Genomic DNA, 24,956 nt, shown 5'->3' with positions numbered 1-24,956 from the left:
ATAAAAAGATATCCACTGCTTTATACATGTCTTCAAGGCGTATACTCATTGTTAACATGATGTCGTCCTATCGGCACCACAGAAGGGGATCCTGAAATCGGATCCTCTACCACAATGCAATCAAGACCAAAGACGTCCTTCACTAAAGAGCTTGTAATGACATTTGATGGCTCCCCCTCAGCAACAAGTTTTCCATTATGAATAGCAAATATATTGTCCGCATAACGGGCAGACAAGTTGATATCATGCAGAACCATTACAATTGTAGTTCCCATCTTTTGATTAAGGTCTGTAAGCATATCAAGAATTTCAACCTGGTATGTAATATCTAAAAAGGTTGTCGGTTCATCGAGAAATAGAATATCTGTCTGTTGCGCTAGCGCCATTGCAATCCAGACACGCTGTCTTTGGCCACCTGACAGCTCGTCAATATTATGATTGGCAAGCTTTGTTATATCCATAATTCTCATCGCTTCAGCAACTGCCTCATAGTCTTTCTTTGTCCATCCGCTAAGCATGGATTGATGCGGGAATCTTCCCCTTCCTACTAAATCTGCGACAGAGATTCCTTCTGGCACAATGGGCGATTGTGGCAGCAGCCCTAAAACCCGCGCCAACTGTTTTGACGGTATTTTGGTAATTGATTTCCCATCCAGATTGATTTTTCCAGATATCGGTTTTATAAGCCGTGCTAATGTTTTAAGAAGTGTTGATTTTCCAGAAGCATTCGCTCCAATAATAACGCTTATTTTATTACTGGGAATCGTAAGGCTTACCTCTTGGATAACCGTTTTATTATCATAGCCTGCTACTAATTGCTCAGCTTCGAAAAGATGTGTCTGTTTCATTATAATTCCCCCTTTCGATTCATTCGGATTAGCAAGTAAATCAAATACGGTGCTCCGATTATTCCCGTTATGATGCCTACAGGATATCTGACCACAAAAGCAAACTGCCCGATTAGATCTGCTGCCAAAACCAAATTAATACCAACAAGGCCTGCTGGAATTACATTTGAGAACCCAACACCGACCAGCCTCTTTGCGATTGGACCTGAAAGAAAAGATACAAAGGCTATTGGTCCAGTAGTAGAAGTCGCAAGGGAAATCATACAGACGGAACTCAAAATCAGCAACATTCTTGTCCTGTCGGTATTTATCCCAAGAGAAGTTGCCGACTGTTCTCCGAGTTCTAATATACTAAGCTGCTTCGCTAGCATGATAACGATAGGCGCAAAGATAAAAACCGATAGGATAAGCGGTGGCAGTTCATGCATTTGAGAGCCATTCAGACTACCACTGAGCCATCTGAGCGCCGCTGGTATATCTTGCTCCGCACCAACTAGCAAAAGATAGGATATCAGCGCATTAAGCATTGCTTGGACGCCTATTCCAATCAGGATTAATCGTCCGATGGAAAAGGACCTTCCTCTGGATAAAATATAGATGAATGTTACTGTAGCAAGACCGGCAATCACGGAAGCAATTGAAACGACAGCACCACTTGCATGCAAAATAACAATACAAAAAACAGCCGCTGCACTGGATCCTGTGGTAATACCAATTACATTCGGATTTGCAAGTGGATTACGCAACATCGTTTGGAAAATGTCACCCGCAACACCGAATGCAAAACCAGCAAAAACACCTGCTAGCATTCTCGGCAGACGTATCGTATTAACTGCAAATGAGACACCTTGAATCTGCTCTCCCAAAAGTGCTCGGATTACATCTTTCACTGGGTGAATCGTATTTCCTAATAGAAGCATCGCACCGCAAAGAATGCATGCAAGAACAACTAGAAAGCTGGTAACCAGTATCCATCGGCGGTGCCTTTGACGCCTTCCCGCCATAATAAACGCAATAGATTCATTTTTCATAACGAACTCACTTTCGATCTCATAGCTAATATAATTAGTAATGGAGCCCCAATAAATGCTGTAACCACGCCGACTTCAAGCTCGCCAGGACTCCCGATTACCCTGCCGCTCACATCAGAAATCGTCAATATGACTGCACCTGAAATTGCCGACATCGGAATAACAAAACGCAGATCGGGACCAAGTACAAGGCGCATAACATGAGTAGATAAAAGTCCCACAAAGCCAATTGGACCGGCCAGCGCTGTAGCTGCACCACATAAAAGAACAGCCCCAAGAGCTGCAACAAGCCTTAATATTCCGATCCGGACACCTAGTCCAGTCGCAATAGCGTCCCCTAATGCCAATGCGTTTAGTGCTGGTGCAGACAGAATAGCTATCAGTATTCCGATTAGCAAAAAGGGAATGAAGGTAGCAATACCATCCCAAGTTGCCGAACCGACGCTTCCAACCTGCCAAAATCTAAACTGATCCATAACATGAGAACGTGGAATCATGATTGCGACAACCAAAGAGGAAAGGGCTGCAGTTGTGGCAGCCCCCGCAAGAACAAGTTTGATCGGCGTGGCCCCACTACGCCCAAGAGAACCGATTCCGAATACGAAAACCGAAGTAATTGCAGCACCAGCCAACGCTAGCCATATATATTGATGTGCACTGCTTATATTCAAAAATGCTATTCCAAAAACAACAAATAGGGATGCTCCCGTGTTCACTCCCAATATACTTGGGTCGGCAATCGGGTTGCGAGTGACCGCCTGCATAAGCGCTCCCGAAACTCCGAGTGCCGCTCCGCAAAACAAACTGAAAACGGTACGTGATATCCTTTTACGGACAACATTTGCTTCATAAGAGTCTATATCTTGACGGAATAAGCCGTCCAGTACTTCCTGTAAGCCTACCATTCGAGAGCCTAGTGATAAGGAGAGAAACACACTCAACCCGAGCAAGACAAAACCAATTACTAAAACTACCATGAAATTTTTCGGTATATGTGAATTGACTTCATGCATCTTTGAAACTGCTGAACTACTTTTCATCTATCTTGTCAATAGCTCCTCCTATTAATTCCAGGTATTCATCAATCGTGTACGTAATCGAAAGTGGATTCGGAGTTCCAGCAGCTACTAAAGGTGTATCACTTTCAATGAACGCAACAGAACCTCTCTCGATTGCAGGGATTTTTCCAAGCAATGGATCTGCTTGAAGAGTTTGTAGTAATTCATCATTACCATAACCAATAATTAGATCAGCATCGTAAAGATCCGCAGCATTCTCAGCACTTAAATTCAGCGAGTAGCTGTTAGGGTCCGTAATTTGTTCCGTAATACTATCAGGATAATCCATCCCAAGCTCATGCAGGAAAGAGACTCGAGAGTCTATCGGAGTGTAAATATGCAATTTAGACATATCGTCAGCCGAGAAGTTAACCCAAACAACCTTCTTGCCTTCAATCTGCGGATATTCCGTCAATTTCTCGTTTACCATGTCTTCGATGTCTTTAATAAGCTGTTCGCCTTCTTCCTTCATGCCCATTCCCGCTGCATTTAAACTAACTTGCTCACGCCATGTAGTTGCCCAAGCAGCTGTCGGAAATGCTACGACTGGAGCAATTTGACTGAGAAGGTCGTAATCCTCCTGTGTTATACCAGAGTATGCTGCCAAAATGACGTCTGGGTCTGCATCTGAAATGGCCTCAAAGTCAAGACCGTCTGTATCTTGGAAGACATTTGGATCTTTTGCACCAAGCTCATCAAGCTTTTCAGCTGTCCAAGGCAAAAGACCACTATCATCCTGAACGCCAAAATTTGCTGCAGAGAAGCCTACAGGTACAACATCCAGAGCAAGTGCAACATCATGATTGCCCCATTGAACCGTAACTACACGTTCAGGCTTGCTAGTTACTTCCGTTTCGCCGAAAGCATGCTCGATAACAATTGGATATTCAGATTCTGCAGACGCGGATTCTGATGCGTCATTATCATCAGCCGGTGCAGGTGCTGTATCTGATTTTTGTGAACAGCCAACTAAAGCAATCATAAACACTATTAAAAATAGTAATGCGCTAATTAAACTTTTTCGATATGTATTCATTTGACATACCCCCATTATGTTGATAATGATTATCATTATCAAATTTATGCTAACTTTAATAGATTGTCAAGAATTTTTTTAATTCTAGATTCATTTCCTATACTTTATTTGTTGGCAGGTAAGCTTAGAAAAGCCACGAGTTTATAATATAGATATAGCTCCATTTTTCCTATAGCGATTTATTCAACAATAGAAAATCATGTCGTTGTCTAATTATGATTTTCTCCGTTAAAAACACAAAAAAGACCCTTTTTTACATAAATGAAAAGAGCCTTTGAAACGTTTTGATGCTAAATGTTTACCTTTTGCATCACTTTATCTGTTTTTCATTTTCCATTGAAAGATATAAATTGCTAACACGGTAATCACTAAACCATAACCTACTACCCACCATATATGAGGAAAGATGTTTGAATAATCTCCACTAAACACTGCTTTCCCCATATCAACAGCATGCACAAATGGAAGAGCATACGCGATTTTTTCAAACCAACCGCCAACTAATTCTAAACTAAACCATATTCCTGAGAGCCAAGCTGTTAAATTCGTTAGCAATGCCCCGCAAATACCTGCTACCGCCTTTTCATTGAAAATACTGCCACATAAAAGTCCTATCCCTATAAATAGAATCGCTACTGGTAAAACAGTAATAATCGCTAATAAAACATTTAATGTAAAATCCATTCCTAACATGATTGACACGCCATAACAAATCATTGCCTGCACCAACGACATCGGAATTAGGGGCAGCGTATAGCCGAGTATAAAATCATATGCTTTCATTGGAGTCGTAAACAAACGTGCTAATAATTCACTAACTCGGTCTTTTGCAATCATTTGTGCTGAAAATAAAGTCATAAACGACAAGCCAAAGACTACTATACCAGGCGCCAAACTGCTAATATGGAACAAATCGTTCGGAATATTCTGGTTAATGAATGTTAGTAATAATAATAGAATAATCGGAAACGCTAAGCCAAAGAACATGGATAAAGGATCACGTATGATTTCTTTCGTTGTGCGGAAGCCAAACATCATCATTTTCATATCGACACCCCTTCTACTAAAGCAACAAAGGCATCCTCAAAAGATAGCGTGGATGTTTTGACGATTAATTCCTCTGCTGTACCAAGCGCTTTCACTTCACCTTGCTTTAAAATACAAATACGATCTGATAAACTTTCCGCTTCCTCTAAATAGTGTGTCGTTAATATAATTGTAACATTGCCTTTTAACCCTTTAATAACTTTCCAGAGTTCACGCCTTGCTAAAATATCAAGCCCAAGAGTTGGTTCGTCTAGAAATAAAATATCTGGCTCAGTAATTAAAGCCATCGCGATACTTAAACGACGCTTCCATCCTCCTGATAATGTCTTGCTTCGTTGCCTTTGGAAGGGCATAAGCGAAAAGGTATCCATTATTTCTCTCACTCTTTGTTCACGGTCCTTTTTTGAAAAACCATGTATTCCTGTCATTAGCTCTAAATTTTCATATACCGTTAAATTCGGTGCAATCGCTGTTTCTTGCGGGGAGACAGAAATAACATTTTTCACTTGTTCTGGCTCTTTCGTCACATCATACCCGAAAATAGAGGCTTTGCCGCCAGTTGGCTTAACAAGACAAGATAGCATTTTGATAAGTGTTGATTTTCCAGCGCCATTGACACCAAGCAGTGAAAATAATTCGCCTTTTTTAATTGTCAGTGACACGTCATTTATAGACTTTTTATTACCATATTGTTTCGTTATATTTCTTGTTTCAATTGCAATCATTCATATTCCTCCTTTTTATTAAGGAGGACATTTTGCGGGAAAAATCCTTGCATATAATTTTGTGGGACAATCGCAAGTCCTCGTTCTTCATCACCAACAATAAGAAGAGTATTACCTGCTTCAATATGAAAAAGTTCTCGCGCTTTTTTCGGGATAACAATTTGCCCACGTTCTCCAACTGTCGTTGCACCAAAGTAATGCTTCCCTTTCGGCGGTACAGATACACCGGATTTCTCTTCATCATAGTTCACCAAATTATCAATCGTAACATCGTATAGTTCCGCTAGTTTGATACAGAAATACAAATCAGGTGTCGACTCCCCCTTTTCCCATTTGGCAACTACTTGGCGGGAGACGCCTAACTTTTCTGCTAAATCTTCCTGTGTATATTGATACTGTTGCCTGAGTCGTTTCAAATTCATATTTATCATACATTTCACACCTCCTCCCTTAGTATGCTATGTATTGAATTGACCGTCTATCAACATGGTGTAACATTAATGTTATGAATTGTTACCTGTAAATCATTCTTGAGGATATGTAATAATTTTATGCTAAGTGGCAATAAATAAAATGATTTACTAGAATGGGAATAGATTGGGGAATTATAATGATTATTAAGCTAACTTTCGAACTTATCCTCGGGTTTTTCTTGTTGTTTATTATTGTTAAGATTGTTGGAAGGAAAATCATTAATCAAATATCACCGTTTACTTTTATTGCCTCTATCATTTTGGGAGAATTACTTGGAAACGCTGTATATGAAGATAAAATTGGAGCTTTTTATATTTTCTATTCCATGTGCTTATGGGGATTTTTATTAATTATTGTTGAATTTTTGGGTCAGAAGCTTTTATTTTTCCGTGGTCTTTTTGAGGGAAAACCTGCTGCTCTTATAAAAAATGGTATTGTCGACAGAGAGGCACTGAAAAAACATCGAATGAATATCAATCAACTGCAAAGCTTACTTCGCCAAAGCGAAACATTTTCTATTCGGGAAGTTGCCTTTTGTTACTTGGAGGCGAACGGATCAATAAGCATTTTAAAGAAAACACCATACCAGAAAACAACAGTAGAGGATTTCAATTTACCCGTTAAACCTGTTTATGCTCCTGTTACGCTCATTCGCGATAGTAAAGTATTATGGGATGAAGTTAATGATCTCGGGTTTGATGAAGACTGGTTAAAGTCACAGCTCTTATCGAAAAATGTGGCAGATTATAAAAGTGTTTTTATAGCTGAATGGCTAGAAGACGACGGAATTTTTGTGCAAACTTATTAGACGGAACTGTCCCAAAATAACCTGGATAGTGGCTCTCCCAAAGTTTTATTCATACACTCTGTTTTAAAAAACAGGCTGTCTCCTCATAAATGAGATAGCCTGTAAATGTTGATATATAACTGTTTTAATTATTCATTTTGAGAACTTAGGTGCACAACGTTAATATTGTTTTGTATTGCTTGATATAAAAATAAGGATATACTTGATTTTTTTGAGAAAGCCTTGGTTCTGTACGTTATCTGAAGATACACCTAGAGCATCTGCAAGTTCTTTTATATCTTCATGATGATCAATTGATGTTATTTGAGCTTCGGGTAGTGTAAAAAATATTTTATCCTCATCCAATATAATAGGAACCAATCCGGTTCCACATGCCTGTACCAAGTGTCCCGATTTCCTGGGATACCCTCATTATATAGAAAGTAGAATTTAAGATAAGTATGCACTTTGATGACATCCACTATCGTAAAGGATAGCGTTTTAGTAAAATGATACTTTTGTTGAATTAACTCAATAGGTTTGTGCAACAACTGTTATTTTTTTAAGGTTCCTGAGTAAATTACCATCTATGAATTTAGACAAACTAAAACTGCCCTGCAATTGCTATAAATATACCGTACATTTCTTCTTCGCTTCCCTTATTATTCAAAAGAGGAGTGTTACCAGATAAGCAACATTATTTGTTGAATTTATAAAAAAAGATAAGTTATGGTCTAATGAATAACGTGTACTTCAGGAGAGTCTCCACCAGCTTCTCGATAAATCAAACCCACTACCTTACCACCTGAAGTTATATTAATTTCCAGTTCGTAATAATTTTCATACACGTCCTGTACTAGACCATATGCATACTGCATAAAACCAATTAGCTCCGTTTTTCCACTGGCTTCAATTGGAATCTCAATTTTTAACGATTGTAATTCTTCATCAACATAGAAACCATCCCCAACTATTCCTACATAATTCGGAAAATATTGTGCGATTTCATTCCCGAAATGCTTCAAAATCTCATGTTCTTCCGGATATTTTTTTTCCCCTTCAGAAGAAGGAAAAAGGATATGTTCTTCATTAATGGTTTCCCAATCCTCAATTGAATTACTACCACCAGGTACGCTCGTTTTGGCTACAAAGTTTCCAGGTACGGGAGAGTATGGGTCTTCCTCACGATATAGGGTAAACATAAAGGGGATGTCAGAAAGTCCTTCCGTTTCCCTCATGTTCTCCAAGACTACTTGAGCTACTTCATACCCTTTTTCTAGCATGGCGTTCATTTCAATCTCTTCACTATAGGGATCACCATTCACAGGAACTCGAAAATGATAGACAGACTTTAATGCAATCCCAATAGAGATTCCCGCCAACTCAACCTCTTTGTCACCAACTTGTCTTAAATAATTATGTTCTAAAACATGTGAAAAAATACGGGGGTTTTTTCTATGTGTTTCTACATCCCAGTCATCTTCCCTGGCCGGATTTAAATCAGTGATCCAACTTAGTATAATATCTTCCGTTAAATATTGCCCCTCTTGAAAGTACAGTTCACTTGGATCAAATACATCTTGTGAGTGATGTTTCAGCCCTTCCTCTATTTCGTCTATATCTACACGATTCGAGATCTGGTTTGTAATTAATCCCCTTGCCACATTCGTTTTATATGGAGCAATCATTCTGTATGTTTCTTTAGATGATTGACTACTTAGAACTGATACTTCCTGTTCGTTATCCGTTTTTTGTGATGTTTCTTCCTCCATATTTGGCGCACAGCTCGCTAAGATCAGTAGTGTGCCTAAAAACCATATCATTGTTCTTTTCATCGTAACACTCCCTGGTTTTCTAAAACTTTCTTTAGATGGTGTTCATTAGATTTTGTTAATGTGTTTATTTTTATAATTTACCTAATTTGCCAATTAGTGGGATAAATCAACATAATCTATTATACCCGAATTCAAAGGAGATTTATAGTTAGGAAGAATCATTATTCCCTAAAGAATCGCTAAGGTAGTTTGCTCTTATCAATAGGAAGAAGATGATATTCCCAATGAGTTCTGCATTCATACAATTTATAAAACCCCTGCGTTTCATCTTTTGACATATATCCACATTGTTGAGACGCATTATTGAAAATCTCTTGTACGTAATCTTCCGGGGGATTATAGTGACTCAAATCTGGAGTAACATCAATCCATCCTTGGTCGGCATTTTTATCATATCTTGATTTTAAATCGTAAATAATCACCCCGTCTTTCCCTTCATTTTTTACTATTCTGATTTCGCTTTCATCATTTTTTCCGTTTTCTCCAGCGATTTCGATAAACTCTTCAAGTATATCTCTGTTTTCCACATCGTCATAAGTTGATACAACATCATCTTCATTCGGTTGATAATCTACCAATTGTTGCTGCTCTTCGGGGTCTGGGGCAGGGAATGTCGTTGACTCAATCTCACCTTCTCGCTTCATTAGTTGCGCCTGGGCTACTACCAAAGCGGATTGTAGTGCAAAAACAACCCCCTCGTTTCTACCCTCTTCATCGCCATTTGTATTAATGTTATTGACTGCATTCTGTGCATCATTAATTAGTGCCTGATTTGTTGAGTCTTTTATCTTGCTGGGTTTTTCCTCATCTTCGTCTACCACCTCAAATAAATTACCCACCTTTTCCTTTGCTATATGAATCTCGTATTCGAGATAAATATATCGCAATGCCCACCCTGCAATTATTATCATAAATAAACTGATGATAATGCCTTTTCTCTTTGCTTTTGCAGCAGGTTCATGATCCGGCTTTGCTATTTCGTTGTCCCTATTCAACTAATTCCCCCTAAAAGGTATTTCCTGTCCTCTTTACCTTCCTACATTATGATTATTATTTTACCTCATATTAGAAATTTTAAAAATACTTAATTTGGCCTTGCATTACACTTTGAAAGAATTCTAATGTAGATGAAAGCATCTAAATAACTATTTATATTGGTTTCATTACTCGAACTGAACTGTTAAGAAGTGTTAAAAAAAATAAACCTCCTATTTGAAGGTTCATACTATTTACCACCGGAGCCCTAATGCATCCAACATTTCTTTTTTGATTTAGGGGGTTCATCTGAAACATTTATTATTTCCTTTTCTCCTTGTAGGATAACCTCACTCGCACCGTACATTTCGTGCCGGTTTTCTTTATTTTGATTCGTTTTAAAGCCAGTTTGTTGTTTGCAGCCGGTGCTTCTATCAAAGATGTCCAATTCCGGCTCAGTCATACCGATATTAAAACCACGATGGATATTTACACGCATGTTACCGATGAAGCGAAGGAGAAAACAGCAGAGATGTTCCAGGAGTACATGACGTTTTAAGCTCGGGGTATTTAAGGGGTATTCAATTCTAAATTAGAATATAAAAAACCCTCTCTGCTTCATAAAAGCAAAGAGGGAAAACCCTTGGTATATAAGGTTTATTAACGTTTTGAGAACTGAGGTGCACGACGTGCGCCTTTAAGACCGTATTTCTTACGTTCTTTCATACGAGCGTCACGAGTTAGGTAACCTTCGCGTTTTAGAGTTGAACGGTATTCTGGATCTGCTTCTAATAGTGCGCGAGCGATACCATGACGGATAGCACCAGCTTGACCAGTGAATCCTCCACCATGAACGTTTACTAAAACGTCATATGTTCCTTGAGTTTCTGTTGCAGCCAATGGCTGGTTAAGAATCAAAAGTTGTGTTTCATATGGGAAATAGTCTTTTGCATCACGACCATTGATTGTAACATTACCTGTACCTGGTACTAAACGTACACGGGCAGTTGATTTTTTACGACGACCTGTTCCATAGTATTGTACTTGTGCCAATTGTTTTACCTCCCTTTTAATTACCCACGAAGCTCATAAACTTCTGGTTTTTGTGCTTGATGATTATGCTCTGCACCTTTGAATACGTGCAATTTTTTAGCCATTTTACGACCTAATGGCCCTTTTGGTAACATCCCTTTGATAGCAAGCTCTAGCATTTGCTCAGGGTATTTTGTACGCATTTCGTCAGCGTTGCGCTCTTTTAATCCACCTGGGTGGTTTGAGTGACGGTAGTACATTTTGTCATTGATTTTGTTTCCAGTTAATTCGATTTTCTCTGCATTGATAATGATAACATTGTCACCAGTATCTGCATGTGGTGTGTAAGTTGGTTTATGCTTTCCGCGAAGGATTGCAGCAACTTCACTTGACAGACGACCAAGACGTTGGCCTTCCGCATCCACAACGAGCCATTTGCGTTCAATATTAGATTCATTCGCCATGAAAGTTGTGCGCATGATAAGTTCCCTCCATATATTTAATCATTTTATTTGATTTAATTTTAATTCGATTTTTATATTCTTAACATAATTAGATTCCGGGGCTAATCATGGTTTAGAAATAAAATGCCATAAATCATAATATACCAAATCACACAGATTTGTCAAGTTAACTTGCAATTTATTTTGCAAAAAGAAACGATAATCAACATATTATTTTTCATAGGTTACATTCCACAAATAGAGCCCTTGTGGGGATATTGTCTTTCCTACTAGCTGACGGTTCTTTTTCTCTAGTAAAACAATAATATCGCTAGGTTCTCGCTTTCCTTGTCCAATATCTAATAACACACTAACCATAATGCGTACCATGTTATACAGGAAACCGCTCCCTTTGAAAACAAACTCGATCTCATCACCATTTTTTTGACATGAAGCCTGGTAAAGTGTACGAATTTTACTGCCCTTTGCTGTCGATTTTGCTGATGAGAAGGTTGTGAAATCATGCGTGCCCATTAAGTAGGTACAGCCTTCCTGCATTTTTTCCATGTCTAATGCATACGGAAAATTGTAGGAATAATTTCGTTTAAAAACATTCGGTTCTTCTGCATTCCAAACGAAGTAGTGATACTCCTTCTCCTTTGCACTATATCTTGCGTGAAAGTCTTCAGAGACCTCTTCCACCTCATCGATGTATATATCATCGGGGAGCAGTGTATTCATAGCTCGTTTCCAGTTTTCCTCTGGTATGGTGTATGGTGAATCAAAGTGAATTACCTGACCAATGGCATGTACACCCGTATCAGTGCGTCCTGACGCTTGCAGATGGATTTCCAACCCTTTATGCATCTTTTTCAAAACGCCCTCAATAGACCCCTGTATGGTCCGATTTTGGGGTTGTCTCTGAAACCCTGAAAATCGGGAGCCATCATATTTAATCTTACATTTTAACCTTGGCATCGCCTTCCAGCCTTTCCTTACCCATACATACGTGCGAGGATTAAACCCGCCACTACGAGAATAAATAAAATAAGAACAAAAATATCACGTTTTTCAATTTTTAGTTCCCGAAGCTTGCTTCGACCTTCCCCACCTTGATATCCACGAGCTTCCATAGCCATTGCCAGCTCTTCTGCTCGCTTAAATGCACTAACAAAAAGCGGCACAAGGAGTGGGACAATCGCTTTAATTCGTTCTCTAATCGGCCCTGTGCGGAAATCAACGCCACGAGATGCCTGTGCCTTGGAAATCTTGTCTGTCTCTTGCATCAACGTTGGAATAAATCGTAAGGAAATAGACATCATTAATGCTAATTCATGAACAGGAAACTTAAATCGTTTCAATGGGTGCAGCATATCCTCAATAGCGTCGGTTATTTCAATCGGTGTCGTTGTGAGTGTTAATAACGATGTAACAAGAATAAGCAAGAAGAACCGAATTGAAATCGCAAACCCTTGAACCACGCCACCAGAATAAAATTCAAAAATCCAGAAGTCGAGTATGACTGTTCCTTCCTTCGTAACAAATAAGTGCAAAATAAAGGTAAACACAATTAAAAACCAAACCGGTGTTAGGCCTTTTATAATAAACCGTATTGGCACCTTTGAGGTAAGCATACACGTTAGGGCAAAGACGGTTAGCAAGCTATATCCCGCTACATTATTTGCAAAAAATACGATAAAGACAAAAAAGAAAATGATGGTTATCTTTGTTCTCGGATCAAGTCTGTGTACGATTGAATCCCCTGGCACATATTGTCCAATAATTAAGGTGTTATTCATGTTGATTCAGCCCCCTTGATTTGCTGCTGAATCGCTTCTGCAAGTTCTTTTACCGATTGCTTTTTAAATGGAATTGACGTACCAAACCTCTCTTGGAATTCATCCAAGAATTGAACTATTTCCGGGACATCAAGTTGTACACGCTGAAGTGCTTCCTTTTGGCTGAAAACTTCCTCAGGAGAACCTTCCATATACTTTGTTCCTTTATTTAAAATCAGTACATGGTCAGCATATTTTAAAGCATCCTCCATACTGTGCGTCACAAGTATAGTGGTTAAGCCTTGATCCTGATGGAGTTTATAAAACATATCCATAATTTCTTTTTGACCTCTTGGATCAAGCCCTGCTGTTGGTTCATCAAGCACAAGGACATCAGGCTTCACGGCGAGCACTCCAGCAATCGCAACGCGGCGCATTTGGCCACCGCTGAGGTCAAAGGGAGATCGTTCTAGAAGTGATTCATCAAGTCCAACTGCAGAGGTAATTTCGTTAATCCGATTTTGAATCTCTGCTTCTGATACACCAAAATTTTGTGGGCCAAATGCAATATCTTTTGCAACGGTTTCTTCAAATAATTGATGCTCCGGATATTGGAATACAACGCCGACCTTACTGCGCAATTCTTTCATATCCTTTGGCTTCTCTTCCTTTGATAAGTGATAGCTGCCAATGGATACTTTACCCTCTGTTGGAATTGCAAGCCCGTTGAGATGCTGAATTAATGTTGATTTCCCAGAACCAGTGTGACCAATGATAGCAACATATGAGCCCGATTTTATTTGAAAAGACAGATCATCAATCGCTTTATGTGCAAAGGGTGTGTTTTGTTGATAGATATAGGTTACGTTCTCGAATGTAATGTCCATAGGTCCTCCAACAGTTCTTTATGATTTAACGGCTCGGTAGAAATAGCTACTCCTGCTTGTTTCAATTCACCTGCTAGAATAGCGACAAACGGAACATCCAGTCCAATTTCTCTTAGAGCTTCTTTTTGTGAAAATACCTCTCTAGGTGTCTGCTCTTTCCAAATTTCACCACTATTCATAACAATAACTCGATCAGCCTGGGCAACCTCTTGCAGGTCATGTGTTATGGTTATTAATGATAACTTTTCCCGGCCTTGAATACTTGCTACAGTTTGCATGATCTCCTGACGACCGCTTGGGTCAAGCATTGCGGTTGCTTCATCTAGAATTAGAACCTTTGGAGCAATTGCTAATACACTTGCAATCGCTACCCGCTGTTTCTGACCACCAGACAGACGATGTGGTTCTGTTAAACGATAGTCCTGCATACCAACGGCTGCTAATGTGTCTATGATCCGCTTTTTCATTTCTTCACGAGGAACCCCGCGATTTTCCATTCCAAATGCAACATCATCCTGTACGGTCGCTCCAACAAATTGGTTGTCTGGGTTCTGAAAAACCATTCCTACTTCTTTACGAATATTCCAGATGGACTCCTCATTCACTACCTCGCCATCAATAATAATTTCTCCTTCTTGAGGAAACAGCAAACCGTTTAACAACTTAGCTATTGTCGATTTCCCTGATCCATTGTGTCCGATAATTGCTACCCACTCATTTTCATAGATTTCAAAAGAGCAGTTTTTTAACACCCAGGGCCCCTCATCTCCATATCTAAACGATACATTTCTAAACTCAATTATCTTTTTTCTCATCTAAAATCCTCCTCTACCTTGCTATAGCCCTGGTTTTATGTATTGAATTATGTATTGTCTACTTTAAAATGTGCAGTATCCTGGCGCATTCTCTGTCTAGTATCGCGTGGGCTAGAGACTACGGAGCATAAGCATTAGACACTCCGAGCGCCCAGACCATGCGCTCTGCGGTCTCCTGCTTATGTCCTGCGTCTCCGAACAAGCCCGCTTTACTTTTCTTTCTAGATCCAGCTATGGCTCCTAGAAACTCCCGTCATAAGCAATTCACACTTCAAGCGCCAAAACCATGCGCTTTTCGGTGCCTTGCTTATGCGTGCGTTTCTGAACAGTCGCCTCCGCCTTTCATTCTACAAAAAAAGGGCTTGGATTAACCTCGAGAGAGATTGAGTCCTGCCCTTGCCGCATTTTGCTTGATTAAACCAATTCAATGATTGCCATTTTAGCTCCATCACCTTGGCGTTCACCCAGTTTAAGAACACGTGTGTATCCACCTTGTCTGTCTTCATAACGAGCAGCAACATCATCAAAAAGTTTTTGAAGAACACTGTTTTCTTCATTAGCTTCTTTGTTATATAAGAACGCTGCAGCCTGACGACGTGCGTGAAGATCACCGCGTTTCCCAAGTGTAATCATTTTATCTACGATCGATTTAAGCTCTTTCGCTTTTGCTTCTGTTGTTTCAATCCGCTCATGAATAATTAAATCAGATGCAAGGTTACGAAGTAGCGCCATACGATTGTCTGTTGTACGTCCTAACTTTCTAGCCACGGACTATCCCTCCCTTTTCTGAAACTCTAAAGGTGACTGTATAAATCAGTCATCATTGCGTAAACCTAAACCTAGGTCCGCTAATTTAACTTTTACTTCTTCCAAAGATTTACGGCCCAAATTACGCACTTTCATCATATCCTCTTCAGACTTGTTAGCAAGCTCCTGAACAGTATTAATACCAGCACGTTTTAGGCAATTGTAAGATCTTACAGACAGATCAAGTTCTTCGATTGTCATTTCCATGACTTTCTCTTTTTGATCTTCTTCTTTTTCCACCATAATTTCAGCGTTTTGCGCTTCATCTGTTAAACCTACAAAGATATTAAGGTGTTCTGAAATAATTTTAGCGCCTAAAGAAACAGCTTCTTCAGGACGAATGCTTCCATCAGTCGAAACATCCAATGTTAATTTATCATAGTTTGCTACTTGGCCGACACGTGTGTTTTCAACTTGATACGTAACACGTGAAACTGGTGTAAAAATGGAATCAATCGGAATTACCCCGATTGGTTGCTCATCATTTTTATTATCATCAGCTTGGCGATAACCACGTCCACGCTCAGCAGTTAGCTTCATATGCAAGCTGCCTTTGCTGTTTAGCGTAGCAATATGCAAATCAGGGTTCATTACTTCTACATCACTATCATAAGTTAAATCAGCAGCTGTAACTTTCCCCTCACCTTGAACATCAATTTCCAATGTCTTCGTCTCATCAGAATAGATTTTTAGAGCGAGTTTTTTTAGATTCAAAATTATTGTTGTTACATCCTCAACAACACCATCAATCGTTGAAAACTCATGCAGTGCTCCATCGATTTGAACAGATGTAACAGCAGCACCTGGTAGTGAGGATAATAAGATACGACGCAAGGAGTTTCCAAGAGTGGCACCATATCCACGTTCAAGCGGCTCCACTACAAATTTCCCAAATGTAGCATCCTCGCTAATTTCAAGCGTTTCAATCTTCGGCTTTTCAATTTCGATCATTCAATAAAACCCTCCTTTAAAACGTCGAAACCCCGGCTAGACTGATTGTCTAACCGAAATTCCTCAATTAAGGCAGTTGGCGTTTCTGCGCTACCTGTATTTCTTTCGTACGATTCTGTCTCGGATGCTGTTAGATTATTGCTTTATTTTTAAGCTATCATAACCCATTATAGACAGGGTGACAAATTCTATACGGTATAATTAAACACGACGACGTTTTGGTGGGCGGCAACCATTGTGAGGAACAGGAGTTACATCCACGATTGCTGTAACTTCTAGACCTGCTGCTTGAAGTGAACGAATAGCTGCTTCACGTCCAGCGCCTGGTCCTTTTACTGTTACTTCCAAAGTTTTCATGCCGTTTTCGACTGCTGATTTAGCTGCAGTTTCAGCAGCCATTTGTGCTGCGAATGGTGTTGACTTTTTAGAACCTTTAAAGCCTAATGCACCTGCAGAGCTCCAGCCAACAGCATTGCCTCGTGTGTCTGTAATGGTAACGATCGTATTGTTAAATGTAGAACGGATATGTGCTATACCTGTTTCAATATTTTTTTTCACACGACGTTTACGTGTATTAGTATTACGTGCCATTGATTAGCTTACCTCCTTACATTACTTTTTCTTGTTAGCCATTGTCTTACGCGGGCCTTTACGTGTGCGTGAGTTGTTTTTCGTTTTCTGTCCACGAACTGGTAATCCACGACGGTGACGTAAACCTCTATAAGAGCCGATTTCGATTAGACGTTTGATGTTAAGGGAAACTTCACGACGAAGGTCACCTTCAGTTGTGTATGCATCAATCGTTTGACGGATTCTTCCTAACTCGTCTTCTGTTAAATCACGTACACGAGTGTCTTCAGAAACGCCTGCTTCTTTGAGGACTTTCTGTGCGGTAACTTTTCCAATTCCATAAATGTACGTTAATGAAATTACTACACGTTTATCACGTGGAATATCAATACCTGCAATACGTGCCATCTATACTTGCACCTCCTACTGTTAGCCTTGTTTTTGTTTATGCTTCGGATTTTCGCAAATCACCATTACTTTGCCTTTGCGTTTGATGACTTTGCATTTTTCACAAATTGGTTTTACAGATGCTCTTACTTTCATCATCTTTACCTCCTTTTATATCGGAGCTCGTTTATTTATAACGGTACGTAATTCGTCCTCTGGTTAAATCATACGGAGAAAGTTCAACCGTTACCTTATCACCCGGTAAGATACGGATGAAGTGCATACGGATTTTACCAGATACATGCGCTAAGACCGTATGGCCATTTTCAAGCTCAACATTAAACATTGCGTTTGGCAATGTTTCCGTTACAGTACCTTCTACTTCAATTACATCATCTTTCGCCATCGTGTAGATCTCCCTTCTTTAAATCAGTCACAACTTTACCTATAAATGTGGTTATGGCAAATCGCAATTTCCCATTTGTGACGCGACCAGTTTCTAGAAGGCTGTTTTGGACTTCTGGGGAAATATAATCCACCATCTCAACGTGATGCAGATTCTTCTTCTTTGGTCTATTCGTTTTACGCTTCTCCCCATCAGCTAACAGGACAAACTGATCATCTAAAACTCCAATGATTATTGCGTATTGGCCTGCTTCACGTCCTTGCTTAATACGAACCATCTGACCGAGCAGAGAACCCGAATTTTTTTGCACAACAGCGATCACCATCACTTAGGCTTTAGTTTAAAAGTTCCACAGGACAGGGCATAACTATTATCATCCTGTGCCAGTTTATATAAAGTAATACATGTATATTCCCTGTTTACTTACGTCATATATTATAACTTTTCAAGAATAGAATTGCATCTATTCTGTGTTAAAAGTTACATAAATAACTTATTTCTCAAGAATTGCTTGAATATCTTGGAAGACCTCATCGATATCTCGATCTCCATCTACTGTCACAAGATATCCTTTATCTTGATAAAAATCAAGTAACGGTTTTGTTTGCTTTATATTAACGGATAAACGTTTCTTAACTGTCTCTGGTTGGTCGTCTTCCCGTTGAATTAATGTAGAACCATCTTTGTCACATACACCTTCCACTTTAGGTGGGTTGTATACAACATGATACGTTGTTCCACATGTAGGACAAATTCTCCGTCCTGTTAAACGCTCTACCAATTTTTCTTCTGGTACATCTACATGTAATACGTAGTTAATTTTTCGGTTTAGCTCTGTTAGAAGTTCTTGTAAAGCTTCTGCTTGTGCAATTGTTCTTGGAAATCCATCCAAAAGAAAACCATTTTCACAATCAGCTTTACTTAAACGTTCTTTTACAATTCCAATGGTTACTTCATCTGGAACAAGTTCACCTTGATCCATAAATCCTTTAGCTTTCAAACCAAGGTCAGTACCTTCTTTGATTGCTAAACGGAACATATCCCCAGTTGAAATATGAGGGATGTTATATTTCTCTTTTATTTTCTCTGCCTGTGTACCTTTACCAGCACCAGGTAATCCCATTAAAATTAAATTCAACATTTTCCCCTCGCTCTCATTGGCAGCAGGAAATTACTTAATAAATCCTTTGTAGTGACGCTTCACTAGCTGGCTTTCTAATTGCTTCATTGTCTGTAATGCAACCCCTACAACGATTAGTAAGCTTGTGCCACCGATTTGTACTGCGGTAGGCAGATTTGCAAGACTACCTAATAGAATAGGCAGCACAGAAACAGCTGCTAAGAAAATAGCTCCAACAAATGTTAAGCGATACAAAACACGTGTTAGATAGGTTTCTGTATTTTTCCCCGGACGAATCCCCGGGATATACCCACCTTGTTTTTGTAGGTTTTCAGCCATCTGTTCAGGGTTTACTTGAACAAAGGTATAGAAATAAGTGAAAGCAATAATTAATGCTACGTATACTACCATACCAACTGGCTGCGTATAATCAAATAGATACATAATAGTTGATGCTACTTGATTGCCTTCAAAGAAACCAGCAATCGTTGTTGGAGCCATCATAAATGCAATTGCAAAGATAACAGGAATAACCCCTGAAGCATTTACTTTAATTGGCAAATGCGTTGATTGCCCTCCAACAGGAGAACGATTAACAAGTTTTTTTGCATATTGGATTGGTATTTTCCGTAATGCTTGGTTTACAAATATAACCCCAACGGTAACTGCAACAACAACCAAAGCAATTAATAGTACAATAATGATATTGATAAACAACTCATCGCCAGGATTAACAAAATACTGACTGAATAGTTGACCTACACCATTTGGTACTGCTGCTACGATTCCGGCGAAGATTAGGATCGAAATCCCGTTACCGACGCCATTTGCGGTAATTTGCTCACCAACCCACATTAAGAATGCTGTTCCACCAGTCAGTGTGATTGCAATGACAAGAAACTTCATAAAGTTAGGGTCTACAATTAGTAAACCACCAGCCATCGCATTAAATCCAACTGACATTGCAATTGCTTGAATAAATGCAAGCACAATCGTTCCATAGCGAGTAACCTGTGCGATCTTTTTACGTCCCATTTCACCTTGTTTTTTCCACTCGGTGAACTTAGGCACAACATCCATTTGCAATAATTGCATGATGATGGATGCTGTAATGTATGGCATAATTCCCATTGCAAAAATGGAGAAATTTTGAAGGGCTCCACCACCAAAGGTGTTTAGAAACCCAAATACATTTTGTTGGTTCATAAAATCAATAGCTGCTCTATCCGTAAATGGAACAGGTATAAAAGTGCCTAGACGGAAGACAATCAACATTAATAATGTGAAAATTATTTTCCGTCTAATATCAGCTACGCGCATAAAATTGGAGATTGTACGAAACATTAGATCACCTCAGTTTGACCGCCCGCTGCCTCGATTGCTTCTTTAGCTGAAGCTGAGAACTTGTGAGCTTTTACTGTCAGTTTCTTTTCGATAGTGCCACTTGCTAGTATTTTAATACCAGCATTCAGCTTACTTACGACACCTTCTTCAAGTAATAGCTCTGGTGTGATTTCAGTGCCTTCTTCAAAACGATTTAATGTATCTAAGTTTACGATTGAGTAATCTTTACGGTTGATATTTGTGAATCCACGTTTTGGTAGACGTTGGAACAAAGGCATTTGTCCACCTTCGAATCCTGGACGTACACCGCCGCCTGAACGAGCTTTTTGACCTTTGTGTCCACGACCTGATGTTTTTCCGTTTCCAGAAGCCGTTCCACGACCAACACGGTTTCTCTCTTTGCGAGTTCCTTCTGCCGCCTTCAATTCATGAAGTTTCATGCGAGCACCTCCTCTTTACGCTAATGTAAAATTAAATTTCTTTCACTGTCAACAAGTGGGACACTCGGTTTACCATACCACGTACGGCTGGAGTATCTTCAAGTACAACGGATTGACGAATCTTTTTCAAGCCCAATGCTTGAACAGTATTTCTTTGTACAGCAGTTCCACCAATGACACTGCGTGTGAGGGTGATTTCTAATTTTTTAGACATAGTGATTCCCTCCTTATCCTAACAGTTCTTCTACAGACTTTCCACGTAATTTTGCTACGTCCTCAGCTGTTTTTAAGTTTGTTAAGCCATTTAATGTTGCACGAATCATATTAATTGGTGTATTTGCACCAAGTGATTTAGTTAAAATATCACCGACACCAGCTAATTCTAAGACAGCACGAACCGGTCCACCAGAGATAACTCCAGTACCTTCTGTAGCTGGCTTCATTAGTACGTTACCAGAACCAAATCTTCCATGAATTTCATGAGGAATTGTTGTTCCAACGATTGGTACTTTAATTAAGTTTTTCTTTGCATCATCAACAGCTTTTTTGATAGCTTCAGGTACTTCTTGTGCTTTACCAGTACCAAAACCAACATGGCCATTCTTGTCACCAACAACGACAAGTGCTGCAAAGCGGAAACGACGTCCACCTTTAACAACTTTAGCAACACGGTTGACCGTCACAACGCGTTCTTCAAGATCTAATTTGTTCGGATCAATGTTAATTCTCATTCCAATGGTCCCCTCCTTATCAACTAAAATTCAAGTCCTGCTTCTCTAGCAGCATCAGCTAATGCCTTTACACGTCCATGATACAGGTATCCTCCACGGTCAAAAACGACTGATTTGTAACCTTTATCCTGAGCACGCTTAGCAATTGCTTCTCCGACTTTCTTAGCAGTGTCAACGTTCGATCCAGCTCCAATGTTAAGCTCTTTATCAGCTGTTGAAGCACTCGCAACCGTTACACCAGTAATATCATCTATTAATTGTGCATAAATATTTTTATTTGAACGATATACGTTTAGACGAGGACGCTCAGCAGTTCCGAAAAGGTTTTTACGAACGCGACCATGTCTTTTTTTACGTACAACATTTTTGGCAGGTTTTGTGATCATCTAGGTCACTCCTTTCTCGCCTAACTATTAACTATTCTTACTTAGCAGTTTTACCCTCTTTACGGCGTACATATTCACCAGCATAGCGAATACCTTTGCCTTTGTAAGGTTCTGGTGAGCGGATTGCTCTGATGTTAGCTGCAACTGCACCAACTAATTCTTTATCAATACCTTTTACAGTAAGTTCTGTGTTTTTAGGAACATCAATTTCGATTCCCTCAATTGGATCGATCTCGATTGGATGTGAATATCCAGCGTTAATTACAAGTTTGTCTCCTTGTTTTTGAGCACGATATCCGACACCAATGATTTCAAGTGATTTTTCGAAACCTTTGCTTACGCCATCAACCATGTTTGCGATCAAGCTACGAGTAGTTCCGTGCAAGGCACGATGATCCTTATGGTCACTTGGACGTTCAACTGTAATTACATTCTCTTCAATGTTAACTTTCATATCTTGGTGTAGATCTCTTGTTAATTCACCTTTAGGTCCTTTAACAGTAACTGTAACACCGTCAAGTTTAACTTCTACACCTTGTGGAATTTCAATCGGTTTAAGTCCTATACGAGACATTCCATGCACCTCCTCATTAAAAAATAATAATTACCAGACGTATGCTAGAACTTCGCCACCAACAGCTTGTGAACGTGCTTCTTTGTCAGATAACACACCTTTAGATGTTGAAACGATAGCAATACCTAAACCGTTAAGCACGCGTGGTACTTCTGTAGATTTAGCATATACACGTAGACCTGGTTTACTGATACGTTTGATACCTGTGATTACTCGTTCTTCATTTACACCGTATTTCAAGAAAATACGTAGAACACCTTGCTTGTTATCTTCAACGAATTCATAATCTTTAACAAAACCTTCACGTTTCAGGATATCAGCGATCTCTTTTTTCATTTTAGAAGCAGGAAGCTCTAATTTTTCATGTTTAACCATGTTTGCATTTCTAATACGAGTAAGCATATCTGCGATTGGATCTGTCATAACCATTACTAATTACCTCCTTCCCGAATCGGGGTTTACCAGCTTGCTTTTTTGACACCAGGAATTTGACCTTTATAGGCAAGTTCACGGAAACAAATACGGCAAAGTTTAAATTTACGAATTACAGAATGCGGACGACCACAACGTTCACAGCGTGTGTATTCTTGTACTTTGAATTTTTGCGGGCGTTTTTGCTTCGCAATCATCGATTTTTTAGCCACAAATTTCCCTCCTTGTTAGCTGTAAGCTTATTTTTGGAAAGGCATGCCTAGCTGAGTTAGTAGTTCACGAGCTTCTTCGTCAGTATTAGATGTTGTAACAATAACAATATCCATACCACGAACTTTGCTTACCTTATCGTAATTGATTTCAGGGAAAATCAATTGTTCTTTCACACCTAAAGTGTAATTCCCACGACCATCAAAAGCTTTTTTAGAAACACCACGGAAGTCACGTACACGTGGAAGTGATACCGCAATTAACTTTTGAAGGAATTCGTACATGCGCTCACCGCGAAGGGTTACTTTCGCACCGATTGGCATTCCTTCACGTAGACGGAATCCAGCGATAGATTTTTTCGCACGCGTGATTAATGGTTTTTGACCTGATAGTAATGCAAGTTCTTCAACTGCACTATCTAATGCTTTTGAGTTTTGAACTGCATCACCAACACCCATATTAACCACGATCTTTTCAATTTTTGGTACTTGCATTACGGATTTATATTCAAACTTTTTCATTAAAGATGGTGAAATTTCATCTTGATATTTTTGTTTTAATTCGTTCATAGTGGCGCCCTCCTTTCAGCACAAATTATTTATCTAATGCTTCACCGGATTTTTTCGCAATGCGGACTTTCTTACCGTCTCGCACTTCGTGTCCAACACGAGTTGGTTCACCGGTTTTTGGATCAATCGGCATTACATTAGAAACATGAATAGGAGCTTCTATGTTAAGAATTCCGCCTTGCGGATTGTCTTGAGAAGGCTTTGCGTGTTTTTGAATCATGTTAACACCCTCTACAAGCACACGCTCTTTCTTCGGAAATGCTTCTAAAATAGTACCTGTTTTACCGCGGTCTTTACCGGATAATACTTTAACTTTATCACCTTTTTTTACATGCATGCTTAACGCACCTCCTTGACAAGGTAATTCTTACTTATCGATGTTGTTCGAAACTGTTGGTAAAAATGACACATCGAAATTCTGGCGATATGCTTTATTGTTCTTCGAAACATTACGTTTCCTGAATATCACAGTTAACGAGTTATCATTGTAACTGCCATCCCGAATACAGAGCTTATCTGCGTCGAACTTCATGGTCTTTTACCTTCATATGAACAACAATTATAGAACTTCTGGAGCTAGAGATACGATTTTCATGAATTTAGCATCACGTAATTCACGCGCAACTGGTCCAAAAATACGTGTTCCTCTTGGACTTTTATCATCACGGATAATTACGGCAGCATTTTCATCAAAACGGATATAAGATCCATCTTTACGACGTGCACCAGATTTACTACGTACAACTACCGCTTTTACAACTTCGCCTTTTTTGACAACGCCGCCTGGTGTTGCTTGTTTTACAGTACAAACAATTACATCACCAATATTAGCAGTTTTACGTCCTGATCCACCCAATACTTTGATGGTTAATACTTCACGAGCACCAGAGTTATCTGCAACTTTTAAACGAGTTTCTTGTTGAATCATAACACTGTGACCTCCCTTCGGATACCTTCCGAGCGAACTTTAATTATATAATAACGGCTTCTTCTGTTACTTCAACTAGACGAAAACGCTTCGTAGCTGATAGTGGTCGAGTTTCCATGATACGAACAACATCTCCTGTTTTTGCAAGGTTGTTTTCATCATGCGCCTTGAATTTCTTCGAATACTTAACACGTTTTCCATATAATTTATGGAATTTATATGTTTCAACTAGAACAGTGATTGTTTTATCCATTTTGTCAGAAACAACACGTCCTGTGTAAACTTTACGATTATTACGCTCAGTCATTGAGGCTAACCTCCTCTCTGTAG

The 24,956-nt window shown here is 39.4% G+C and carries 37 protein-coding genes and 1 pseudogene; 2 read left to right on the top strand and 36 right to left on the bottom strand.

The window, feature by feature from the left end; translation table 11 throughout:
* Window positions 1-32 precede the first annotated feature (32 nt).
* From D1B32_RS18065 to D1B32_RS18035, 7 genes are all read right to left on the bottom strand, one after another.
* Entirely contained in the window at window positions 33-848 is an 816-nt protein-coding gene (locus tag D1B32_RS18065; protein ID WP_095313482.1) for an ABC transporter ATP-binding protein, read from the bottom strand.
* Window positions 848-1,879, bottom strand: coding sequence for a FecCD family ABC transporter permease (locus D1B32_RS18060; protein WP_095313483.1), 1,032 nt, complete (start codon window positions 1,877-1,879; stop codon window positions 848-850). The genes D1B32_RS18065 and D1B32_RS18060 overlap by 1 nt, the downstream gene beginning before the upstream one ends.
* On the bottom strand, window positions 1,876-2,919 hold the full coding sequence (locus tag D1B32_RS18055; RefSeq protein WP_095313485.1) for a FecCD family ABC transporter permease: 1,044 nt from the start codon (window positions 2,917-2,919) through the stop codon (window positions 1,876-1,878). Before D1B32_RS18055 ends, D1B32_RS18060 begins: the two co-directional genes overlap by 4 nt.
* Window positions 2,909-3,973, bottom strand: a complete 1,065-nt coding sequence (locus D1B32_RS18050; RefSeq protein WP_095313487.1) for an iron-siderophore ABC transporter substrate-binding protein — start codon at window positions 3,971-3,973, stop codon at window positions 2,909-2,911. The genes D1B32_RS18055 and D1B32_RS18050 overlap by 11 nt, the downstream gene beginning before the upstream one ends.
* A gap of 315 nt (window positions 3,974-4,288) precedes the next feature.
* Window positions 4,289-5,020 carry an ABC transporter permease gene (locus D1B32_RS18045; RefSeq protein WP_095313488.1) on the bottom strand — a complete coding sequence of 244 codons (732 nt, stop codon included), beginning with the start codon at window positions 5,018-5,020 and terminating at the stop codon, window positions 4,289-4,291.
* Window positions 5,017-5,745, bottom strand: coding sequence for an ABC transporter ATP-binding protein (locus D1B32_RS18040; protein ID WP_095313490.1), 729 nt, complete (start codon window positions 5,743-5,745; stop codon window positions 5,017-5,019). Before D1B32_RS18040 ends, D1B32_RS18045 begins: the two co-directional genes overlap by 4 nt.
* Window positions 5,742-6,176, bottom strand: a complete 435-nt coding sequence (locus D1B32_RS18035) for a type II toxin-antitoxin system RelB family anti-toxin (protein WP_095313492.1) — start codon at window positions 6,174-6,176, stop codon at window positions 5,742-5,744. The genes D1B32_RS18040 and D1B32_RS18035 overlap by 4 nt, the downstream gene beginning before the upstream one ends.
* A 176-nt stretch (window positions 6,177-6,352) precedes the next feature.
* On the opposite strand from D1B32_RS18035, the gene D1B32_RS18030 reads away from it, so the two are divergent.
* Window positions 6,353-7,027, top strand: a complete 675-nt coding sequence (locus tag D1B32_RS18030; protein WP_095313556.1) for a DUF421 domain-containing protein — start codon at window positions 6,353-6,355, stop codon at window positions 7,025-7,027.
* 159 nt (window positions 7,028-7,186) lie between these two features.
* On the opposite strand, the gene D1B32_RS18025 is transcribed toward D1B32_RS18030, so the two are convergent.
* From D1B32_RS18025 to D1B32_RS18015, 3 genes are all read right to left on the bottom strand, one after another.
* The gene (locus tag D1B32_RS18025; protein ID WP_095313494.1) at window positions 7,187-7,411 is read right to left on the bottom strand and encodes a hypothetical protein; all 225 of its coding nucleotides are present in this window, start codon (window positions 7,409-7,411) and stop codon (window positions 7,187-7,189) included.
* Between the two features lie 329 nt (window positions 7,412-7,740).
* Window positions 7,741-8,841 (bottom strand): CamS family sex pheromone protein, encoded by a 1,101-nt coding sequence (locus D1B32_RS18020; RefSeq protein WP_118890051.1) that lies wholly within the window; start codon window positions 8,839-8,841, stop codon window positions 7,741-7,743.
* A gap of 179 nt (window positions 8,842-9,020) precedes the next feature.
* Complete coding sequence (locus D1B32_RS18015; RefSeq protein WP_118890050.1) at window positions 9,021-9,836, bottom strand: hypothetical protein; 816 nt, start codon at window positions 9,834-9,836, stop codon at window positions 9,021-9,023.
* Window positions 9,837-10,219: 383 nt separating this feature from the next.
* Here D1B32_RS18015 and D1B32_RS24165 point away from each other — a divergent pair.
* A pseudogene (locus D1B32_RS24165) lies at window positions 10,220-10,375 on the top strand (site-specific integrase); the annotation flags it as partial.
* A 101-nt stretch (window positions 10,376-10,476) separates the two neighbouring features.
* Here the strand turns inward: D1B32_RS24165 and rpsI are convergent.
* The 26 genes from rpsI to rpsQ form a co-directional block, all read right to left on the bottom strand.
* On the bottom strand, window positions 10,477-10,869 hold the full coding sequence (gene rpsI / locus D1B32_RS18005) for a 30S ribosomal protein S9 (protein WP_095313499.1): 393 nt from the start codon (window positions 10,867-10,869) through the stop codon (window positions 10,477-10,479).
* 20 nt (window positions 10,870-10,889) lie between these two features.
* Complete coding sequence (gene rplM / locus D1B32_RS18000; protein WP_095313500.1) at window positions 10,890-11,327, bottom strand: 50S ribosomal protein L13; 438 nt, start codon at window positions 11,325-11,327, stop codon at window positions 10,890-10,892.
* Window positions 11,328-11,522: 195 nt separating this feature from the next.
* Complete coding sequence (gene truA, locus D1B32_RS17995; protein WP_095313501.1) at window positions 11,523-12,269, bottom strand: tRNA pseudouridine(38-40) synthase TruA; 747 nt, start codon at window positions 12,267-12,269, stop codon at window positions 11,523-11,525.
* 17 nt (window positions 12,270-12,286) lie between these two features.
* On the bottom strand, window positions 12,287-13,090 hold the full coding sequence (locus D1B32_RS17990; protein WP_118890049.1) for an energy-coupling factor transporter transmembrane component T family protein: 804 nt from the start codon (window positions 13,088-13,090) through the stop codon (window positions 12,287-12,289).
* The gene (locus tag D1B32_RS17985) at window positions 13,087-13,956 is read right to left on the bottom strand and encodes an energy-coupling factor ABC transporter ATP-binding protein (protein ID WP_118890048.1); all 870 of its coding nucleotides are present in this window, start codon (window positions 13,954-13,956) and stop codon (window positions 13,087-13,089) included. Before D1B32_RS17985 ends, D1B32_RS17990 begins: the two co-directional genes overlap by 4 nt.
* Window positions 13,932-14,771 (bottom strand): energy-coupling factor ABC transporter ATP-binding protein, encoded by an 840-nt coding sequence (locus tag D1B32_RS17980; RefSeq protein ID WP_095313506.1) that lies wholly within the window; start codon window positions 14,769-14,771, stop codon window positions 13,932-13,934. The genes D1B32_RS17985 and D1B32_RS17980 overlap by 25 nt, the downstream gene beginning before the upstream one ends.
* 414 nt (window positions 14,772-15,185) lie before the next feature.
* On the bottom strand, window positions 15,186-15,539 hold the full coding sequence (gene rplQ, locus D1B32_RS17975; RefSeq protein ID WP_095313508.1) for a 50S ribosomal protein L17: 354 nt from the start codon (window positions 15,537-15,539) through the stop codon (window positions 15,186-15,188).
* Window positions 15,540-15,584: 45 nt separating this feature from the next.
* Window positions 15,585-16,529, bottom strand: a complete 945-nt coding sequence (locus D1B32_RS17970) for a DNA-directed RNA polymerase subunit alpha (RefSeq protein WP_095313513.1) — start codon at window positions 16,527-16,529, stop codon at window positions 15,585-15,587.
* A gap of 201 nt (window positions 16,530-16,730) precedes the next feature.
* Complete coding sequence (gene rpsK, locus D1B32_RS17965) at window positions 16,731-17,120, bottom strand: 30S ribosomal protein S11 (RefSeq protein ID WP_095313515.1); 390 nt, start codon at window positions 17,118-17,120, stop codon at window positions 16,731-16,733.
* A gap of 21 nt (window positions 17,121-17,141) precedes the next feature.
* The gene (gene rpsM / locus D1B32_RS17960; protein ID WP_095313517.1) at window positions 17,142-17,507 is read right to left on the bottom strand and encodes a 30S ribosomal protein S13; all 366 of its coding nucleotides are present in this window, start codon (window positions 17,505-17,507) and stop codon (window positions 17,142-17,144) included.
* A 21-nt stretch (window positions 17,508-17,528) separates the two neighbouring features.
* Window positions 17,529-17,642: a 50S ribosomal protein L36 gene (gene rpmJ / locus D1B32_RS17955; protein ID WP_010095733.1), complete on the bottom strand. Its 114-nt coding sequence runs from the start codon at window positions 17,640-17,642 to the stop codon at window positions 17,529-17,531.
* Window positions 17,643-17,673: 31 nt separating this feature from the next.
* Window positions 17,674-17,892, bottom strand: coding sequence for a translation initiation factor IF-1 (infA, locus tag D1B32_RS17950; RefSeq protein ID WP_010095735.1), 219 nt, complete (start codon window positions 17,890-17,892; stop codon window positions 17,674-17,676).
* Window positions 17,879-18,169, bottom strand: a complete 291-nt coding sequence (locus D1B32_RS17945) for an RNA-binding protein (protein ID WP_379600929.1) — start codon at window positions 18,167-18,169, stop codon at window positions 17,879-17,881. Before D1B32_RS17945 ends, infA begins: the two co-directional genes overlap by 14 nt.
* Before the next feature lie 216 nt (window positions 18,170-18,385).
* Window positions 18,386-19,030: an adenylate kinase gene (locus D1B32_RS17940; protein WP_095313521.1), complete on the bottom strand. Its 645-nt coding sequence runs from the start codon at window positions 19,028-19,030 to the stop codon at window positions 18,386-18,388.
* Window positions 19,031-19,063: 33 nt separating this feature from the next.
* Window positions 19,064-20,356: a preprotein translocase subunit SecY gene (gene secY, locus D1B32_RS17935; protein WP_095313523.1), complete on the bottom strand. Its 1,293-nt coding sequence runs from the start codon at window positions 20,354-20,356 to the stop codon at window positions 19,064-19,066.
* Window positions 20,356-20,796 (bottom strand): 50S ribosomal protein L15, encoded by a 441-nt coding sequence (gene rplO / locus D1B32_RS17930; protein ID WP_095313524.1) that lies wholly within the window; start codon window positions 20,794-20,796, stop codon window positions 20,356-20,358. The genes secY and rplO overlap by 1 nt, the downstream gene beginning before the upstream one ends.
* A 31-nt stretch (window positions 20,797-20,827) precedes the next feature.
* On the bottom strand, window positions 20,828-21,010 hold the full coding sequence (gene rpmD, locus D1B32_RS17925; protein WP_095313526.1) for a 50S ribosomal protein L30: 183 nt from the start codon (window positions 21,008-21,010) through the stop codon (window positions 20,828-20,830).
* A 13-nt stretch (window positions 21,011-21,023) separates the two neighbouring features.
* A complete protein-coding gene (gene rpsE, locus D1B32_RS17920; RefSeq protein ID WP_095313528.1) occupies window positions 21,024-21,527 on the bottom strand; it encodes a 30S ribosomal protein S5 in 504 nt (167 codons plus the stop codon).
* 23 nt (window positions 21,528-21,550) lie between these two features.
* A complete protein-coding gene (gene rplR / locus D1B32_RS17915) occupies window positions 21,551-21,913 on the bottom strand; it encodes a 50S ribosomal protein L18 (protein WP_095313530.1) in 363 nt (120 codons plus the stop codon).
* A gap of 37 nt (window positions 21,914-21,950) precedes the next feature.
* On the bottom strand, window positions 21,951-22,487 hold the full coding sequence (gene rplF / locus D1B32_RS17910) for a 50S ribosomal protein L6 (protein WP_095313531.1): 537 nt from the start codon (window positions 22,485-22,487) through the stop codon (window positions 21,951-21,953).
* Between the two features lie 30 nt (window positions 22,488-22,517).
* Complete coding sequence (gene rpsH / locus D1B32_RS17905) at window positions 22,518-22,916, bottom strand: 30S ribosomal protein S8 (RefSeq protein ID WP_095313533.1); 399 nt, start codon at window positions 22,914-22,916, stop codon at window positions 22,518-22,520.
* Between the two features lie 29 nt (window positions 22,917-22,945).
* On the bottom strand, window positions 22,946-23,131 hold the full coding sequence (gene rpsN / locus D1B32_RS17900) for a 30S ribosomal protein S14 (RefSeq protein WP_011064535.1): 186 nt from the start codon (window positions 23,129-23,131) through the stop codon (window positions 22,946-22,948).
* 27 nt (window positions 23,132-23,158) lie between these two features.
* On the bottom strand, window positions 23,159-23,698 hold the full coding sequence (gene rplE, locus D1B32_RS17895) for a 50S ribosomal protein L5 (RefSeq protein WP_095313535.1): 540 nt from the start codon (window positions 23,696-23,698) through the stop codon (window positions 23,159-23,161).
* 25 nt (window positions 23,699-23,723) lie between these two features.
* Entirely contained in the window at window positions 23,724-24,035 is a 312-nt protein-coding gene (rplX, locus tag D1B32_RS17890) for a 50S ribosomal protein L24 (RefSeq protein WP_118890047.1), read from the bottom strand.
* Between the two features lie 222 nt (window positions 24,036-24,257).
* Window positions 24,258-24,626, bottom strand: a complete 369-nt coding sequence (gene rplN, locus D1B32_RS17885; RefSeq protein WP_095313539.1) for a 50S ribosomal protein L14 — start codon at window positions 24,624-24,626, stop codon at window positions 24,258-24,260.
* Window positions 24,627-24,669: 43 nt separating this feature from the next.
* Window positions 24,670-24,933 (bottom strand): 30S ribosomal protein S17, encoded by a 264-nt coding sequence (gene rpsQ / locus D1B32_RS17880; protein ID WP_095313540.1) that lies wholly within the window; start codon window positions 24,931-24,933, stop codon window positions 24,670-24,672.
* Window positions 24,934-24,956: the final 23 nt, after the last annotated feature.

Origin of the sequence: Oceanobacillus profundus, assembly GCF_003515705.1 — a bacterium.
GTDB classification, from domain to species: Bacteria; Bacillota; Bacilli; order Bacillales; family Amphibacillaceae; genus Oceanobacillus; species Oceanobacillus profundus.
Note: the sequence above shows the minus strand (reverse complement) of the source record. Positions and strands in the feature narration are given on the sequence as shown.